We start from the raw sequence: 16,323 nt of genomic DNA, 5'->3' as shown, positions 1-16,323 counted from the left end.
GTAAGCCTATTCAATATAACAAGATAGCGCTTTCAATGTTACCCATGAAAGTGTACCTCCTACTTTGAAAAGTATATTCGTCGCTTCACTCGTGCTGCATTGCCTTCTGGTCAAGCGGTAGCTTTATCTGTACATGCGTTCCTTTTCCTTCCCATGTCTGGATCATGAATGAAAAGCGATCCTTATAACAAAGTTTTAAGCGACTATACGCATTCTTCATGCCGACATGCTCTCCCATATCGGTGTTTTGATCCAGGTAGCTGAGTAACTCTTCTAGTCTGGATGGTGACATGCCTATACCGTTATCCTCCAATCTGATCATGAGTTCATCAGCTTCAACAGAAACTTGAAGTTGGATCATGCCTTCACCCGGAGATGACTCAATACCATGAATACTTGCATTTTCAACAAATGGAAGGATAACCATCTTAGGGACACGGTACATAAGTGCGGCAGGGTCAGCCACAATGCTATATTGGAGCTTTTCTCCGAAACGGTATTTCTGGATTTGCAAAAAACTCTCGATGAGCTCCAGCTCTTCCTTTACCGTGACATCATTCTGATTCCAACTGATCGATTTGCGAAACATTTTGGCCATGTTATGAACGATTTTAGCTGTTTCCTTCTCACCTTTGATCAGGCTTCTCATCCGAATGGATTCGAGGGTATTGAACAAAAAATGCGGATTGATCTGACTATGGAGTGCATGAAGCTGTGCTTGCTGTTGCTTTAATTCCAGGTCCTTCTTCTGGATGTCTGCCACATATACCTCATTGATCAAATTATGAATCGTTTCGGTCATCCGGTTGAATTCCATCGTGAGTTGACCAATTTCATCCCTTGCATCTTCAGGGGGAATCGTTTGAAAATTCTGTGTTTTTACTTTTTTCATATGTTTAAGAATCCGTACCAGTCTGACGTGGAGCGACCTTGACATGGCGGCAATGATGATGGAAGGCAAGACAAAATTAATACAAGCAAGCCAAACAACGAAGGACCGGGATTTTCGAACTTCCTGCAAGACAATTTCTTCATCCATGACCCCTTGCAATGACCAGCCCTCCAGATAATTAATGCCTGTATACGTACGCTCAAACTGAATCGTTTTGTTCGGAAATTGAATATCACTAAACAGCTGCTCCACCGGTGATTCTTCTGCTGTCAGATCGTTTGTAAATTGGATATGTCCGCCAGGATCAACCAGATACACTTTTCCGTCAAAACCGCTGTTATGGAAGTGTTGTTTGATCAGATCCATGTTTAGGTCAATTTTAAGTAGTTGCTCTATGCCGCCTGTATTCAGGTTGTTGAGTCGTTGAACCAGGCTCAGCGTCTGATCAGCAACGATTAGCGCGGGATAAGGAGCTGAGTAGGACTGAGACTGAATGTACCAATCCGAGTTGCGAATTGCGTCACTTAAACGTTCAATATAACCAGAGGACAAAATGGTGGGATTATCTGTGTATACTTGATACCAACGGATTCCCTGATTCATCTGACCTGAGAATTCACCTTGTAAATACGAATTGTAGGCTTCAATATACTCGAATTGACTATTAAACTCACGGGTAAGCGTGGCATTAAACACAGGATCAGCATATAAGGAATAGGACAAGCCAACACCCTGGTCGATATTTACTCGCAGTTCATTCTTCAGATTGTTCAAAGCCATTCCTGCATCACGGGTTTTCTGACTGCGAATATTGGCAGCCGTGACATTGTAGAACACCACATTGGTGACAACGATCGGAATGAACACGGAAAGGACATACATAAGCAGCAGCTTGTCCCGAAGCTTCATATAGTTCAGGTTCCATTTTCTCATCGCGTCCCTCGCTGCTCAGTTCCATTCAGTACGTTGCGATATTCTGTAGGGGACAGCTTGACCAGCTTCTCAAACTGGGTTACAAAATAATCTGTATTCTGAAATCCTACGCGCGCAGCAACCTCGTACATCCTCATATCCGTCTGCCGCAGTAATTTCTTCGCTTCTTGAATACGGAGACTTAGCAGATATTCATTGAAATAGAGGCTGTAGCTTTTACGAAACAATCGTCCAAGATAGACAGGATTCATAAAGAAGAGCGCAGCGATGCTTTTGAGACTGATATTCTCGGTATAATGTGCATCAATATATCGTTTGATCTTGTTGATGTCCCCTTTGGATTGCTCCATCCGCAAGCGGGAAATGTATCCTTCGGCTTCCTCTAGTGCTATTAGAAAAGAGTCCTTCATGAGCCGCAAATTCCAACCTACGTAACTTTGTTCCGCCAGTTCCTTCAACCGCTGCAACCCTTCATCATTGCCGCCCATTTCTTTCGCCACAGCTAGGATGCCTGTTATGCAACGCAGAAGAGAACTTGAAACAGCTTGTGGGGTGAATCGACGTACACGAAACGACTGGAACATGTCATCCACAATCGTATGGTAAGCATGTTGCTTTCGCTCTTCCAAGCTCAAGATTAATTGATCAACATCATCCTGATTCACATTGAAAACATAAAGCTGTTTATCCTTGATCTCTGTATACAGCACGGCACCACCATTTTCTGCAAATTTATGCTTGGCCGCTTCTTCCGCCTCCTGATAAGACTGCGGTACACAGCTAATCTCTTTTACAAGCCCACCTGCGTAAAGACCGATATCCACATTAAGTCGCTCGGTCAGCGCCATGTGAATTCGATCCAGCCTTTCCCTAAGTCCTGAGCCCTCATTCTCGTGTTCGTTCATAACAAGCAACAGGTCGAATCTGCCATGTTGCTGCTCGATAACGAACATATTAGAGGAAAGATCCTCTTGAGAATGCAGAGCTTCACGCAAATTTTTTCCGCTGACTTTTTTTTCGTGTGATCCCATCTGAAGTTCAATAAGAGCATACAGTATACCGGAATGTCGATTTATCCCCATGACCTCGGCATACCGATATTCATCTTCCCTCCGCACATTGCCTTTGATGATATCTTCCAGTATGATACTGCTGGCCTGTCCCTCAGCCAAGAGCAGATTTTTTCTTTTCTTATAAATCATGTTAGCCAGCTTTTGCAATGTAGTCGTCATTTCTTCATCATCAACAGGTTTCAGGATGTAATCATGAACCCCATATCTGATGGCCTGTTGTGCATACTTGAAGTCATGATAACCACTAATGATAATGAACACCGGTTCCACATGAGGCAATTCATCCACTGCTCGTATAAGCTCCAACCCGTCGAGGATCGGCATCCGAATATCCGTAATAACCACGTCTGGTTGCAGGCATTCAACCATCTTCAGCGCTTCAAGTCCGTTCTCCGCTTCTCCCACAATCTCCATATCAAGTTCATCCCAGCCAATTAATTCATGCATTCCCTTACGAACATATATTTCGTCGTCTACTAGCAATACTTTTAACATCGATTCGTCCCCTTTTCCAAACGAAAATAAACCGACGGCAGTATCTTCTCCTATCGGCGATCAAGTATAGTTTAGAGTCGAACTCTGTCCCACGATAGTAAAATCCTGGAGACTCAGGTCGCCCTCCAAAACGCATGTCTTGGATGTAATCTGCTACGTGCGGTGAAGATCAGTTCCATCATTTCCTCCAATCTCCAATCGCGTTGTATATGCCCATTTCGAAAACGTTTGCAAATTAATCCGAAAATGTTTAGATAGTTTCATTTTATAAGTTCCCATCTGCCATTTCATTGCACAAACTGTTATATTTATTGCGTGAAAAGACTAAGTGTTCCTTCGTTTATATGAATGTCTTAGGAGGATGTTTTTCCTTGGCTAAAGTTTTAGTCCATGTCTTGGGTAAAGCATACTACCGCAAATTAGGATAACAATCTGCCCAATAAAAAAGTTCTGCTAGAAATAGCAGAGCTCCAATTCAACAGAACAGTTTACGTAACCATCTTTGCAAACATGCTTAGATTTTCACGAAATCAATGCTCTGTATATTTTAATATCTACTCCTCGCTTCGTCGAACGTCCTTCACCAACGAATATATCGTTATTCAAAAAAGACAAAGCTTTGCTATTTGTAATGATTTTGGGGGAAGTACGAAATGAATCCGTTTTCATTTTTTGTTGAAAGTCCCGTTATTTTCGAAGTAAATTTCGCAGGATTGCCCTGTATGATCTCTCCCCTAGCACCCGTACATTTCGATCATCAGAAGGTCGATAAGCAGTTAAGCTAAAATGACTCGGCAGAAGAAAATGATCCTCTAACAAGTTCAATTCAGTCATCCGGGATATTGGTTCTATCATTTTTGAAGGCGGTTCGGAGAAGGTCACTTTCACAAATAATCGAATGAAGAATGTAATGCATCAAGGATATGTCCCGCGGCTTCGATTTCGCGATTTTACGGCCGTCTCTGAACGTATAAGTCCTGCTCTCTCTTCAGAATTAAAGTTTTTAACAATAAGCGAATGACCCTTCCGCCAATATAACAGAAGGGTCATTTACCTTAGCAAGTTCAATAATAATTTCTAATAATATTTCTTTAGATGAACCTTCAAGCTGGACAAATATTGCATTAATCCATATGAGAGCCGCCGTTAACGTCGATTTCCTCTCCGGTAATATAGGAAGCTTCGCTTGATGCCAGGAAAGCGATAGCTGAAGCAATCTCTTCTGTTTCGCCTGGGCGTCCCATCGGAATACTCGCGATCACACCACTGGCTGTCTCTTGATCAAGTGATTTCCAAATGTCCGTATTCACGAGTCCAGGTGCAATACAGTTTACCGTAATTCCATCTGCCGCTACCTCGCGGGCAAGGTTTTTGGAGAATCCCAGCACAGCAGCCTTGGAAGCAGAATAGTGAGCTCCGCCAAAGACACCGCCCCCCCGTTTGGCAGATACGGAAGAGAGACTAATAATTCGTCCATAATGTTGCTTTTTCATCGGCTCCAGCACTGCCTGTGAGCACAAGAACAATCCGAACATATTTACGTTGAAGACACGAGTAACGTCCTCAAGTGTCATTTCCTCAACAGTGGCCTTTTGGGATATCCCCGCATTATTCACCAGAATATCAATTCTTCCATATTCATTCAGTACTTTTGTAACCATTTCACGATTCGATTCTTGGCTAGTTACGTTCAACTCTACCCCGATCGCTTCTCCACCTTCGGCACGGATGGCATCAACGGTCTCCTGAATTCCCTCCTGATTAATATCGGCGATAACCAGTTTTGCACCTTGTTTGGCTAAAGTCATTGCAATCGTACGCCCGATTCCGCGTTTTGATCCGCTCCCTGTGACGATAGCTACTCTATTATTTAATTCAAACATGTATAGACACTCCTTATGATTGGTATGATTGTGGAATAATAGTATGATCCGACCCTTGGCTGCATCGACGGTGTAGTGAATGTTTTAACGGATGTCCTTTAACATGGTTTGCGCAGTCTGAACGATGTTCTCTACTGTAATCCCATTCAATTCAAGCAGCTTTTCGTATGGTGCGGATTCGCCGAATTGGTCCTGTACCCCGATTCTGCGAACAATGGCGCCACCTTCCTCAGCAACCACCTCACTAACTGCACTTCCCAGGCCATTCAGGATGTTATGATCTTCTACTGTGATGATGCGTCCGGTACTCAAGCAGTCAACGACAGCCTGTCGATCCAGTGGTTTAATGGTATGCATATCGAGTAAAGTGACGGAAACGCCCTCATTCTCTAATAATTCAGAAGCTTTCAAGGCCAGATGAACGGTATCACCGTTGGCAATGATGGCAATATCCTTGCCTTCCTTCAGTGCCTTAGCCTTTCCAATCTCAAATTCTTCGTCTTCATCATAGATGACCGGAATCGTATCACGTGTAAAACGAAGATATACAGGGCCGTAATATTCTGCCGCTTTTGCAACAAGTTTGCGAGTGGATGCGTAATCTGCACCCATAATAACCGTCATGTTTGGAATGGAGCGAAGTACGCCCATATCTTCAATGGCCTGATGACTTCCTCCGTCGTTGGCTGGAGTCAATCCGCCATGAGAGCATGCAATTTTGACGTTCAGGAACGGATAGCAGACTTCCTGACGAATCTGTTCTGCCATGCGCAGTGATCCGAATACTGCATAGGTGCTGATAAACGGGATTTTACCTGTCGTCGCCAAGCCGGCTGCAAGTCCAGCCGCGTTTTGCTCAGCAATACCGACATTGATATGTTGATTCGGAAACTGATTGGCAAACTCCGTTGTTTTGCATGACTTGCCAATATCAATATCTACCACATAAATGTTCTTGTTCTTTTTGCCAAGTTCCACAATCTCATGTCCAAAACCGTCACGCGTCGCTATTCTTTTCTCAGCTACGTTCGTTTTTTGTGTGCTCATTATTTTAGACCTCCCGCAATTTCTTCCAAAGCCTGCAGATACTCTGCTTCCTTCGGAGCAGCACCATGCCAGCCACATACATCCTCCATAAATGAAACACCTCTGCCTTTGACCGTATTGCATACGATACAAATGGGCTTGCCATGCTCCAGATTTCGGATTTCATCCAGTGTATCTACAATCTGCTGCATGTCATGGCCGTCGATTCTTCGGGTGTCGAATCCGAAAGCTTTGAATTTCACTTCCAGGTCCAGATTAGGCATGATTTCATCGCAAGTTCCGTCAATCTGCAAGTTGTTGTCATCAACAAACACAATCAAGTTATCCAACTGATATTTATTAGCAGTCTGAGCAGCTTCCCATATTTGACCTTCCTGACATTCACCATCCCCCAGCATGGCGAATACCCGATATGATTTCTCATCCCTTTTGCCCGCTATAGCCATACCTACTGCGCAGGAAAGTCCTTGACCCAGAGAACCTGTCGAGATGTCAATGCCTGGGCATTTTTTCATGTCGGGATGTCCCTGGAATGGAGAACCGTATTGTCGAAGTGTGTGTATGTTCTCGAAAGGAACGAAGCCGCGATGAAGCAAAGCTGCGTATTGAATCGGACATACATGCCCTTTGGATAAAACAAAGCGGTCACGCTCTTCCCATTTGGGATTGGCAGGATCAATGTTCATTTCATTGAAATATAGAGCGGTTACAATATCTGCTGCGGACAGTGAGCCTCCAGGATGCCCTGACTGCGCTTCATAGATCATCGTTATGGCGGATTGTCTAAGTTCTATTGCTTTCTGTTTAAGCTCTTCGACGCTGAGTTTCGTCATTTTGCTCACCTCGTTTTAAAATTTTGATCTGTTAAGTTATCATGTTGTTCACTTGTATCCTAAGTTTAGGCAAAAAAACGAGCAGTTAAATGATGCTGTATACCCGTTTAATTGTTGTGATCAGCCCAACTTGCTTGAATTTGCTTGATCTAAGGGACGTCCTGGATTCACTTTGTGACTTTTACCTGATTGCTTCACAAGGAAAACGATAATAGTTGCGCTTATAATCATGCTTATTCCCAACACCGTCAGTCCGAGATTGTGACTGCCGGTCAAATCGTTGATGAACCCAACAAAATAGGGTCCAAAGAATCCACCCAGATTACCGATACTGTTGATTAGTGCAATTGCGCCACCTGCAGCTGCACCAGTAAGGAAGGATGGTGGTATTGCCCAGAAAGGTGAGTAGGCTCCAAATGCTCCACACAGACTAATCGTCAGGAGTACAAACGCACCGATCAGACTGGTTTCTGCAACGTACACACTGGCAATCATCGCAGTTGCACTAACGATCAAGCATCCAGCAACGTGGAATTTGCGTTCATTCTGTCTGTCTGAACTTTTACCGACCAGATACATGACAACCATCGCACAGAGATACATGAATCCTAGCAACCATCCAATACTCTGTAGGGACCAGCCCGTTGACTCGGTCAATCCTCTCGAAATCGTCGGCAAAAACATGTTGATGCCATAATATCCAAACATCCAGAAGAAGTAACCCAGAGCTAGAATGAGAACGTCCTTGTCACGCAATACTTCGAGAAACGTGGGCTTTTTGACTTTCTGCTTTTCCAGCGCCTCTTTACGTGTAACATCCAGTAACCAGGTCTTCTCTGCACCTGTCAACCATGTTGCATCTTCAATACGATCCGTCAAATAGAAGTAACATACAACACCGAGAATAATTGCTGGTATCGCTTCCAAAATGAACAACCACTGCCAACCGGCGAGTCCCAACCAATCAATTTGTAGCAGGAATGTTGATAATGGAGATCCAATCGCATTCGCTGCCGGAATGGCAATCATGAATCCTGCAATGGCTTTTGCGTGATGCTTGGATTGATAGAAACCGCTCAAATAATGTACCATACATGGATAAAAACTGGCTTCGGCTACACCGAGTAAAAATCGAACAGTATAAAATTGGATCGGAGTTTGAATGAACGCCATCACAATTGCGATGATACCCCATGAAACCATGATCCGACTGATCCACCGTCTGGCACCTATCTTGGTCATCATTGCACTGCCGGGTACCTCAAGCAAAAAATATCCTAAAAAGAAAACCCCTGCTCCAAAGCCGTACACAGCCTCGGAAAATCCGAGATCCTCATTCATTCTTAAAGCGGCAAAGCCGATATTCACCCGATCCAGAATTGAAATTGCAAAGCATAAGAACAAGAAGGGAATCAATCGCATAGTTACTTTACGAACAGTGGACTTCTCGAGTTGATGTAGATCCATATGAAAATCCTCCCAATAAATGATGCAAAGCCATTGCCATATTAAACGCTTACAATTCCAATTTAAAAATTAATGCCGTCTTATTCGGGCATCATTTTCTAAATAGAGCGTTTCCAAGTGCTTGTAAACGTATACACCTCCTGCTTATTTGTAATCTTGTTAACTTGTATCCTAAGTTGATCTGTTCTGAATATAACAACTTGTTTTTTAATTGTCAACACGTATTCTTTAAATCTTGTATTTTGAAATTGGAAAATAATCCCTATGCTGAAGGAATGCATAGGGATTATCGTTAATCTTTCCAATAGCGGTTAAATAGATTCTGCATGTGCTGTGTCATCAGCCTGGCAGCCTTATCTTCCTGCTTCTGCTCAATCGCGTCAATAATTTCCTTATGTTCGCTGAAGTTCGTATCGCGGTAATCCGGACGGGTAACCGTACGATCCCGGATAAATCTCCACATCTCCTGTTGCTTCATCGCTTGGGTAATTACGGTCATGAACTGAATAAACAGATCATTGTGTGAAGCTCGGGCAATCTCCATATGCAAGCGCTCATCGGTCTCGGGAACATAATGTCCCCTGGCTGTCTCTGCTTCCATCTGTTTGATGGTCTCTCGAAGCTGCTGAATCTCGTCGGCCGTAGCCCTTTGAGCTGCCATACGGGCAATAAGTGGTTCGATGTTCATTCTGGCTTCAACAATATCCTCCGGGGATACGGAGTTGATGAAAGACTCATCGGTGAACGCTTCTTCTTGAGGCATGGTGCTTTTGACGTAGACACCCTCACCCTGTCTGGAGTAGATGTAACCTTTCATCTCCAAGGCACTCAGTGCTTGTCTGATCGGAGCACGACTTACGCCGAATTGCGCGCATAACTCCCGTTCTGTGGGCAGCTTGTCTCCAATCTGGAACGTGCCTGATTGTATTTCAGAGAGAATCTGATCGTAAATCTGAATGTACAATTTGTTACTTGATACGCGATTAAATTGTATTGAAATCACTTCCTTCTGCTGAATTCATGACTCCTGATCACTAAAACGATATCAATAAACATTATATAAATTAGAATCTTGTTAGACAACATGATTATTAGACAAATGTGATCAGATTAAGCACAAATACAACGTTTTTACACGCAATTCAAGTGTGATGATGTGATGGCAGTTCGGATTGCACGGCTGGTCAGCAAATTCAAAAAAAACATGATCGCGATGAAGCGATCATGTTTGGGTGGCTCCAAAGCTACTTGAAACCTTGAATTTAAGACTTGTCTGGCAGTATGTTTTTGTCAAACTCCACTTCGAACAGATATTCATCCAGATCAACCTTCATCGCTTCGTTAAAAATGTTGGATGCGATCATTTTGCAACCAACTGTAGTGATGAGTACAATCTCCTCCGAACTGAATTCACTTCTTAATCTGTCGTATATGGATGTATCAATCGTATTCAGATTGTTCACCAATCCACGTCCATAATCAATCAGTACTTTTTCAATTTCGGTGAATTCGAACTCATTGAAACTGATGTTCAGATCCCGCAGGAGCTTCGCATGATAGGTGGAGCAGACGAGACATTCGTTCTCAGTCGAGATCGCATAACAATAAAAATAAATGGCACGGCTACCAATGATCTTTTGCAGCTCATTGCGCACCGGATAGAATTCCATAGCTTCAAAAGATGGCATGGAATATAGCAACGTTCTGACCATATTGGTTACACGACTGCCGCTTTTGATTCGCGCATCGACGAAATCCTTCGCTTCTTGAGACATTTCTTCGTATTGTAATGCAGGTACTACACTGCTCATATTGTTTTCCTCCTCTTGGATCATTGGATTCTAATACGGTTCATTCGAATTGCGGAATCTCGATTCTCGGGATTGCCTGAATTAATGACCGTGTATAATCATGCTCTGGATCATGAAAAATACGTCTGGTCTCGCCTTCTTCTACAACTTCACCAGCTTTCATAACCATCACGTGGTGTGAAATGCTGTATATCACTTCAAGACCGTGGGCAATAAACAGATAGGAAAGTCCTTTCTGCTGTTGAAGAGTTTTCAACAAGTCCAGGATTTGTGCCTGAATCGTCATATCCAGCGCCGAGGTTGCCTCATTCCTCCGGAACTGGCAATGCCTTTGGCATCTTTCTGTCAATGTCACAAAATGGATTTTGAGCACGTAATATGTCGAATTAGAGCTGGGAATATAACGTTGTTAGCGGTTTCAGAATCATTATTCACGATCATATGTATGTATTTGAAACGACACACGAAAAAGCCACTAAAAAGCGGCTTTTCATATGTTCTTCATTGGGTTACAGACCATAGACTTAGAGTTCAATTCCCTCGCCAGGTTCAAGCACTTTGCCTACCCCGATCGGGAGAAGTGAGACAAAGGACTGTGGATCTTGCTTAATAAACCGGAACGTATTGAAGTGAATGGGTACGGCTTGTTTTGCTTGAAGCCAATCTGTCGCAAGCGCAGCGTCTTCAGGTCCCATCGTATGGTTATCTCCAATCGGCAGAAAAGCCAGATCAATATCGTTACGTTCTCCAATCACTTTCATATCGTAAAATAAACCTGTATCCCCTGCATGGTATACGGTTTTGCCTTCAGCTGTGAATAGAATTCCGGTAGGCATCCCTGTATATATAATCGTTTTGGTCTCCGGATTGACATAACTTGAACTATGGAAGGCTTGAGTTATTTTCACTTTTCCAAAGTCAAATGTGTACGCTCCGCCAATGCTCATCGGATGAGTTCGAACGTGCTCCCACCCTAACATGTCAGCGAGTTCTGGAGATGCAATCACCAGTGCATCGTTGCGCTTCGCAATGTCAACTGTATCCCCCACATGATCCCCATGTCCGTGGGTTAACAGGATTACATCCGCTTTCACAGTAGCTGCATCCAGGTCCGTGTTTGAGTTGCCTGTAATAAACGGATCAATCAGAATGGTCTTTCCGTTTGTCTCAATTTTCACAACAGAATGTCCATGATAAGATACTTTCACTAATAGTTCCTCCTCTTAATTTGTCGATTTTGCCATGTTTCTACGGATTAACGCAATGTAACAGACAACTGCGGCGATATTGGATAACATGCGATGACGGTCCCCATAGGTATAGCAGATTGTCCACCACCACTCAATAACACTACGAATAGTATGACGCCGCTGATGGTTGCCAATGTAATTCTGCTGACGAAAAGAGTATGTCCGCTAATTCTACTAGACAGTCTACCTGTAATTTGCGAGCAAAGTACAAAACCCCTTAAGGCCACAAAAACACCCTGCCAGGAAGTCACACGCATAAGCAGTCCTCCCGCAATCGGTGCAAATATTGGACCTGCGCCATTGACCAGCATCAAAAGTGAGAAAAACCGGGTCAATTCAAAGCCTGAGGAGAGATCCCTCGCCATCGATCTGGAAATGAAACCGAAGCTTCCTGCAAGTCCCTGAATAAATCTCAGTGCAATAAAAGACCAGATTGTTCCGCTTAACGGGTGTGGCAACAGATTCGAGATTTCATAAACATGCCCATCAAAAGCTGGCAATCCAGCAAGCTTTTGATGGGCAAATATTGTGCAGCTTATGCTACCTGGATTTAATTGGGGATTAGAAGTTTTGAGCTACGTTACGGGCTTTTTCAATAGCATCTGCTTTGATCTGTGGAGCGCGTTCTCCTGCTGTGGAGATTCCTTCCACGAACAGGTTGTCGAAGTCTGTAATACCTACGAAATTCAGGACCGTTTTCAAGTGACGGCTGGCGTTCTCCCGATCTGCTACAGGACCTTCTGAGTAAACACCGCCAGTAGCCTGGATATGGAATGCTTTTTTATTTTCAAGCAATCCGACAGGACCATTTTCGGTGTATTTGAACGTTTTTGCTCTAACACAGAAGGAATCGATGTACGCTTTCACTACAGGAGGATAAGAGAAGTTCCACATTGGAGTGACGAACACATATTTATCTGCTGCTACGAATTCTTCAAGCAAGTTATTCAATTGAGTAATCTTTTGTTGTTGCACAGCTGTCAATTGATCAAACGCACCACCGGTTTGCAGTGTGCCCCAAGCGCTAAATACGTCAGCATCAATCTGGGGAATGTCACGTTCATACAGATCTACATGCACAACCTTGTCTCCAGGGTTGCTTTCTTGGTAAGCTTGTACAAATTGTTCTCCGACGGAAAGGCTATACGATGCTTCAGGGTTACCTGGGTGAGCTGTAATGTATAGAAGTGTTGACATGATTATATCTTCCTCTCGTTTATACGAATTTTTGTAAGTTGTGTATTTATGCGATGAATGGGGCAAGACCGTTGCCATATGACCAGTTTTCTTTGGTAACCTCAATCAGATTGATGAATACATCTTCTTTTCGGATGCCACTCTTCTGATTCAGCTGCTCGGCAAGTGCCGCGTAGAACTCTTTCTTCACTTCGTCAGAACGACCGGCGTTCAATGTAATTTGAACAATGAGGAAACCGTCACTTCTTTCGATATCCAGGCAATTCGGATCAAAACTGAAATTTTCGCGATCCAGTTCTTCAATGATCAGAAAACGATCGTTTGCAGGTACGTGCAGTTTATCTACGATCGTTTGCAAAACAACTTCACCGATTTGGGATTTCTCTTCACTTGAGCGGCCTTTCAATGTAACGATGCGTGTTAATGGCATGTGAGTTACCTCCTTGTTTTGTTTTTGTTGATATGCTTTATTTTATCTGCTAGAATCCAGAACACGAATGTATATGAGTTCGTGTTTGTTCGTGTCACAGTAGCTCAGAATATGAAATTCAGGTGATCATATGGAAGACGGGAAATTTTCGAAAGATTGGCCTCATGAATGGATCAAAAAAATTCGTTCCAGACCTGCTAGAAACGGCTTATCCAAAAGGATGCGGCAAGTGGATCTGGCCAAGCGTGTTGGCGTTGATCCGCGAACGGTACAGCAATGGGAAAACGGAGATCGGCTTCCCAGCGTAGGTAATCTCAAACGAATAATTCAGGTATTTTGGGAAGAAAGACTTTTTCTGGAAGGCGAACCGCGTCAGGAGGCGGAGGAACTATGGCTTGCTGTAAAACGCTTTTCGGAAGCACGTTCAGCTACCCATCGGGAGTTTCCAGACTTTGACGTTGCCTGGTTCGAAACGTTGGTTACCATGGAAGAAATGGAACCGGAACCAATCCATGATAAGCCATTGACTTCAATTAAGGTAGCAAACCGATTACCGAAACTTCCTTCTCTCTTCGTTGGGCGGAATCAATCCAAAGTAGAACTGACGGAACGGTTAAGCGTGCACGCCCTGGTTTCGATCGTAGGGCCCGGAGGAATCGGTAAAACGTCTCTAGCCGTTGAGGTGGCTTCAGTCCTTTCCGACAAATATCCGCAAGGGGTCTGGATGTTCGAATTCGGCGACATAATTGAACGGGATGATTTGGGTCAGTTGCTCTTATCCACGCTGGGGCTGCATAATCAGGCGAACCGGACAGACCTTCAAGCCGTGCTGGATGCTGTCTCCAGCCAAAGCATGTTGTTCATTTTCGACAACTGCGAACATGTCATCGATGCCAGTACATCTCTGGCCGAGTTGCTTCTGGCGGCTGCACCGGGATTGACCATTCTCGCAACTACCCGGGAGCCGCTCAATATCTCTGGAGAATCTGTCTACCGAATTCCCCCATTGTCTTTTCCCCCTGATGAGCATTCACTGCATGATCTCACCGAACAGGAGATTATGGGATTCGAAGCCGTGCAACTGTTTTTGGAGCGGGCGCGTATTGCGGCGCCCCAATTTCAGCCTACGTTGCCAAAACTCAGACTTGTTGGCGCCATCTGCAAAAGGGTGGAGGGAATCCCGTTGGCCATTGAACTTGCTGTTGCCCGGATGAACATTCTGACATTGCAACAGATTGAAGAACGTCTGGCCAACTTGTTGACATTGTTGACTGCCGGGAAGCGAACAGCTGCACCCCGGCAACAGACGCTGAAATCCACGATTGACTGGAGCTACAATCTGTTGACCGGCAAGGAACGACTGCTGCTCAGGCGGCTCAGTGTATTTTCGGGAGGGTTCACGTTGGAGGCAGCGGAAGAAATCTGTATCTGTGAGCCTGGAATGCCTGATCGGGAAGATCGCATCACTGGGGAGGATATGCTTGATCTGTTGTCCGGCCTGGTCAACAAATCTCTCGTTTCCAACGAGATTGGCGAAGACTATTGCTTCGTCCGTTATTTCATGTTGGAATCCATTAAGGAATATGCAAGCGGGAAGCTGCGGGATGAATCCGAAGAATGTAAGCGTCAAGCGCTCTACGAGCGCCATCTACGGTATTACAGTCAATGCCTGCTCCGTGCGGAACCCAAGTTCAGGACCCGCGAGCGCGAGGCGTGTATTGAAGAAGTGAGACGGGAATATACCAATCTACGCTCGGCTCTTCAATGGTCTTATGCCAATCCGCAAGCTCGTTCGTTCGGACTACATATGGTGTCCAATCTGTATTGGTTTTGGCTTCATGAGGGCAGGCTGAAAGAAGGACTGTTCTGGCTAGACCGCTTTTTGGACAGCGATGTGAATGCTGGTTCGCCAGACGCCGATTGCGCCAAAGCCTTGCATGGACAAGGCGTCATACAATTCATACAGGGAAATATGGAAGGTGCAATGGCTGCGGCGACCCGCAGCGCGGATCTCGCCCGCGATCTGAGAGAAGCCTCTCTCTTGGCCTCTTCCCTTCGGCTGCTCGCATTTCTCCACATCAAACTGAATCGCATGCAAGAAGCCGAGCCGCTCGTGCAGCAGAGCGTTGAGATGGCGAGAACCTCGGGTGATTTATGGAACTTGGCATCATCGTTACATGCCTGGGGGAAGCTCCGTTTGGAGCAAAAGCAATATTACGAAGCTTCATTACTCCTGAAAGAGAGCGTTCAATTCTTTGAATCGGTTCAGGACCAATGGGAAGTATCCGGTCCGTACGAGTGTCTGGGATACTCTTCCTTGAAACTCGGAGAACTTGCTGTGTCGATTGAATATTTCAAAAAATGTATCGCAGCGAGCCAGATCTACAGAGGATCTTGGGTTCTTTCTCGTGGTATAGAGGGATTGGGCATCGCACTATGTGCCAAGGATGCCTTCTCCGAGGCTGCACTGCTTCTCGGAGCCGCAGAGAAAGGTCGCCAAAGCCTTGACGGGGAAAGCACGCCGAATTTCCCTGCGGAGCACCAAGAGACTGTACTCGCACTTCAGCATGCTTTGGCAGATCAGGAGTTGCATGAGTGGTGGAACAAAGGCAGAGGAATGTCTCGATCTCAAGCCCTTGCATATGCATTGGAGATTTAGATAGCACTACTTCGAATAAGTTGTCGCCTGCAATCCATTTGTTTGATTGCTATAACCAAAACAAGCGCCTGATCTCTTCGCATTCGGAGAGACCAGGCGCTTGTTTGTTATTAGGATGCGATTTTCTTTTTGCCTTTAGGCCCCGTTTCTGGGAGCATTGCAGTTGCTATAATGACGAATAATGTCAAAAAGCTGAAATAAAGCAATGCATCGTGACTAGATTCAGTGTGAATAATCTTAAACTATCCTTCCCGTTAGTTCAATCAAAATGCGGCGTCTCATAAATATGGACGAATAGCCACTTATGCTCATCACTAATTTGACTTAGAATTACCGTAGAAGATTGAAAAGGG

General features: G+C 44.5%; 14 protein-coding genes and 1 pseudogene. 1 reads left to right on the top strand and 14 read right to left on the bottom strand.

The features are described from left to right. Window positions 1-85 precede the first annotated feature (85 nt). The 14 genes and pseudogenes from ACFTRD_RS12655 to ACFTRD_RS12590 form a co-directional block, all read right to left on the bottom strand. Window positions 86-1,825 (bottom strand): sensor histidine kinase, encoded by a 1,740-nt coding sequence (locus ACFTRD_RS12655; RefSeq protein ID WP_379380273.1) that lies wholly within the window; start codon window positions 1,823-1,825, stop codon window positions 86-88. Continuing rightward, entirely contained in the window at window positions 1,822-3,393 is a 1,572-nt protein-coding gene (locus ACFTRD_RS12650; RefSeq protein ID WP_379380271.1) for a response regulator, read from the bottom strand. The genes ACFTRD_RS12655 and ACFTRD_RS12650 overlap by 4 nt, the downstream gene beginning before the upstream one ends. Window positions 3,394-3,915: 522 nt before the next feature. Further along, window positions 3,916-4,062 carry a DUF3237 family protein gene (locus tag ACFTRD_RS12645; protein ID WP_379380269.1) on the bottom strand — a complete coding sequence of 49 codons (147 nt, stop codon included), beginning with the start codon at window positions 4,060-4,062 and terminating at the stop codon, window positions 3,916-3,918. A 455-nt stretch (window positions 4,063-4,517) separates the two neighbouring features. Continuing rightward, the gene (locus ACFTRD_RS12640; protein WP_379380267.1) at window positions 4,518-5,276 is read right to left on the bottom strand and encodes an SDR family NAD(P)-dependent oxidoreductase; all 759 of its coding nucleotides are present in this window, start codon (window positions 5,274-5,276) and stop codon (window positions 4,518-4,520) included. Window positions 5,277-5,360: 84 nt separating this feature from the next. After that, complete coding sequence (locus ACFTRD_RS12635) at window positions 5,361-6,323, bottom strand: transketolase family protein (RefSeq protein WP_379380265.1); 963 nt, start codon at window positions 6,321-6,323, stop codon at window positions 5,361-5,363. Further along, window positions 6,323-7,156, bottom strand: a complete 834-nt coding sequence (locus tag ACFTRD_RS12630; RefSeq protein ID WP_379380263.1) for a transketolase — start codon at window positions 7,154-7,156, stop codon at window positions 6,323-6,325. Before ACFTRD_RS12630 ends, ACFTRD_RS12635 begins: the two co-directional genes overlap by 1 nt. Before the next feature lie 120 nt (window positions 7,157-7,276). Further along, window positions 7,277-8,623: an MFS transporter gene (locus ACFTRD_RS12625; protein ID WP_379380261.1), complete on the bottom strand. Its 1,347-nt coding sequence runs from the start codon at window positions 8,621-8,623 to the stop codon at window positions 7,277-7,279. Between the two features lie 292 nt (window positions 8,624-8,915). Beyond that, the gene (locus tag ACFTRD_RS12620; RefSeq protein WP_379380259.1) at window positions 8,916-9,626 is read right to left on the bottom strand and encodes a FadR/GntR family transcriptional regulator; all 711 of its coding nucleotides are present in this window, start codon (window positions 9,624-9,626) and stop codon (window positions 8,916-8,918) included. Window positions 9,627-9,885: 259 nt separating this feature from the next. Further along, a complete protein-coding gene (locus ACFTRD_RS12615) occupies window positions 9,886-10,434 on the bottom strand; it encodes a carboxymuconolactone decarboxylase family protein (RefSeq protein WP_379380257.1) in 549 nt (182 codons plus the stop codon). A 40-nt stretch (window positions 10,435-10,474) separates the two neighbouring features. Next, window positions 10,475-10,720: an ABC transporter ATP-binding protein gene (locus tag ACFTRD_RS12610; RefSeq protein ID WP_379380255.1), complete on the bottom strand. Its 246-nt coding sequence runs from the start codon at window positions 10,718-10,720 to the stop codon at window positions 10,475-10,477. Between the two features lie 238 nt (window positions 10,721-10,958). After that, complete coding sequence (locus ACFTRD_RS12605) at window positions 10,959-11,642, bottom strand: metal-dependent hydrolase (protein WP_379380253.1); 684 nt, start codon at window positions 11,640-11,642, stop codon at window positions 10,959-10,961. A 260-nt stretch (window positions 11,643-11,902) separates the two neighbouring features. Next, a pseudogene (locus ACFTRD_RS12600) lies at window positions 11,903-12,121 on the bottom strand (MFS transporter); the annotation flags it as partial. A 124-nt stretch (window positions 12,122-12,245) separates the two neighbouring features. Next, entirely contained in the window at window positions 12,246-12,881 is a 636-nt protein-coding gene (locus tag ACFTRD_RS12595) for an FMN-dependent NADH-azoreductase (RefSeq protein WP_379380251.1), read from the bottom strand. A 46-nt stretch (window positions 12,882-12,927) separates the two neighbouring features. Next, entirely contained in the window at window positions 12,928-13,311 is a 384-nt protein-coding gene (locus ACFTRD_RS12590; protein WP_379380249.1) for a tautomerase family protein, read from the bottom strand. 130 nt (window positions 13,312-13,441) lie between these two features. On the opposite strand from ACFTRD_RS12590, the gene ACFTRD_RS12585 reads away from it, so the two are divergent. After that, complete coding sequence (locus ACFTRD_RS12585; RefSeq protein ID WP_379380247.1) at window positions 13,442-15,970, top strand: helix-turn-helix domain-containing protein; 2,529 nt, start codon at window positions 13,442-13,444, stop codon at window positions 15,968-15,970. Window positions 15,971-16,323 lie beyond the last annotated feature (353 nt).

The organism is Paenibacillus sp. NPDC056933, from assembly GCF_042674385.1.
GTDB lineage: Bacteria > Bacillota > Bacilli > Paenibacillales > Paenibacillaceae > Paenibacillus.
The sequence above is the reverse complement of the archived record's forward strand: the minus strand, read 5'-3'. Positions and strand labels throughout refer to the sequence as shown.

What these genes read in the sequence shown, in the direction of transcription:
- ACFTRD_RS12655 (WP_379380273.1), bottom strand. Translation starts at nt 1,825, where the DNA reads ATGAGAAAATGGAACCTGAACTATATGAAGCTTCGGGACAAGCTGCTG.
- ACFTRD_RS12650 (WP_379380271.1), bottom strand. Translation starts at nt 3,393, where the DNA reads ATGTTAAAAGTATTGCTAGTAGACGACGAAATATATGTTCGTAAGGGA.
- ACFTRD_RS12645 (WP_379380269.1), bottom strand. Translation starts at nt 4,062, where the DNA reads ATGAAAACGGATTCATTTCGTACTTCCCCCAAAATCATTACAAATAGC.
- ACFTRD_RS12640 (WP_379380267.1), bottom strand. Translation starts at nt 5,276, where the DNA reads ATGTTTGAATTAAATAATAGAGTAGCTATCGTCACAGGGAGCGGATCA.
- ACFTRD_RS12635 (WP_379380265.1), bottom strand. Translation starts at nt 6,323, where the DNA reads ATGAGCACACAAAAAACGAACGTAGCTGAGAAAAGAATAGCGACGCGT.
- ACFTRD_RS12630 (WP_379380263.1), bottom strand. Translation starts at nt 7,156, where the DNA reads ATGACGAAACTCAGCGTCGAAGAGCTTAAACAGAAAGCAATAGAACTT.
- ACFTRD_RS12625 (WP_379380261.1), bottom strand. Translation starts at nt 8,623, where the DNA reads ATGGATCTACATCAACTCGAGAAGTCCACTGTTCGTAAAGTAACTATG.
- ACFTRD_RS12615 (WP_379380257.1), bottom strand. Translation starts at nt 10,434, where the DNA reads ATGAGCAGTGTAGTACCTGCATTACAATACGAAGAAATGTCTCAAGAA.
- ACFTRD_RS12610 (WP_379380255.1), bottom strand. Translation starts at nt 10,720, where the DNA reads ATGACGATTCAGGCACAAATCCTGGACTTGTTGAAAACTCTTCAACAG.
- ACFTRD_RS12595 (WP_379380251.1), bottom strand. Translation starts at nt 12,881, where the DNA reads ATGTCAACACTTCTATACATTACAGCTCACCCAGGTAACCCTGAAGCA.
- ACFTRD_RS12590 (WP_379380249.1), bottom strand. Translation starts at nt 13,311, where the DNA reads ATGCCATTAACACGCATCGTTACATTGAAAGGCCGCTCAAGTGAAGAG.
- ACFTRD_RS12585 (WP_379380247.1), top strand. Translation starts at nt 13,442, where the DNA reads ATGGAAGACGGGAAATTTTCGAAAGATTGGCCTCATGAATGGATCAAA.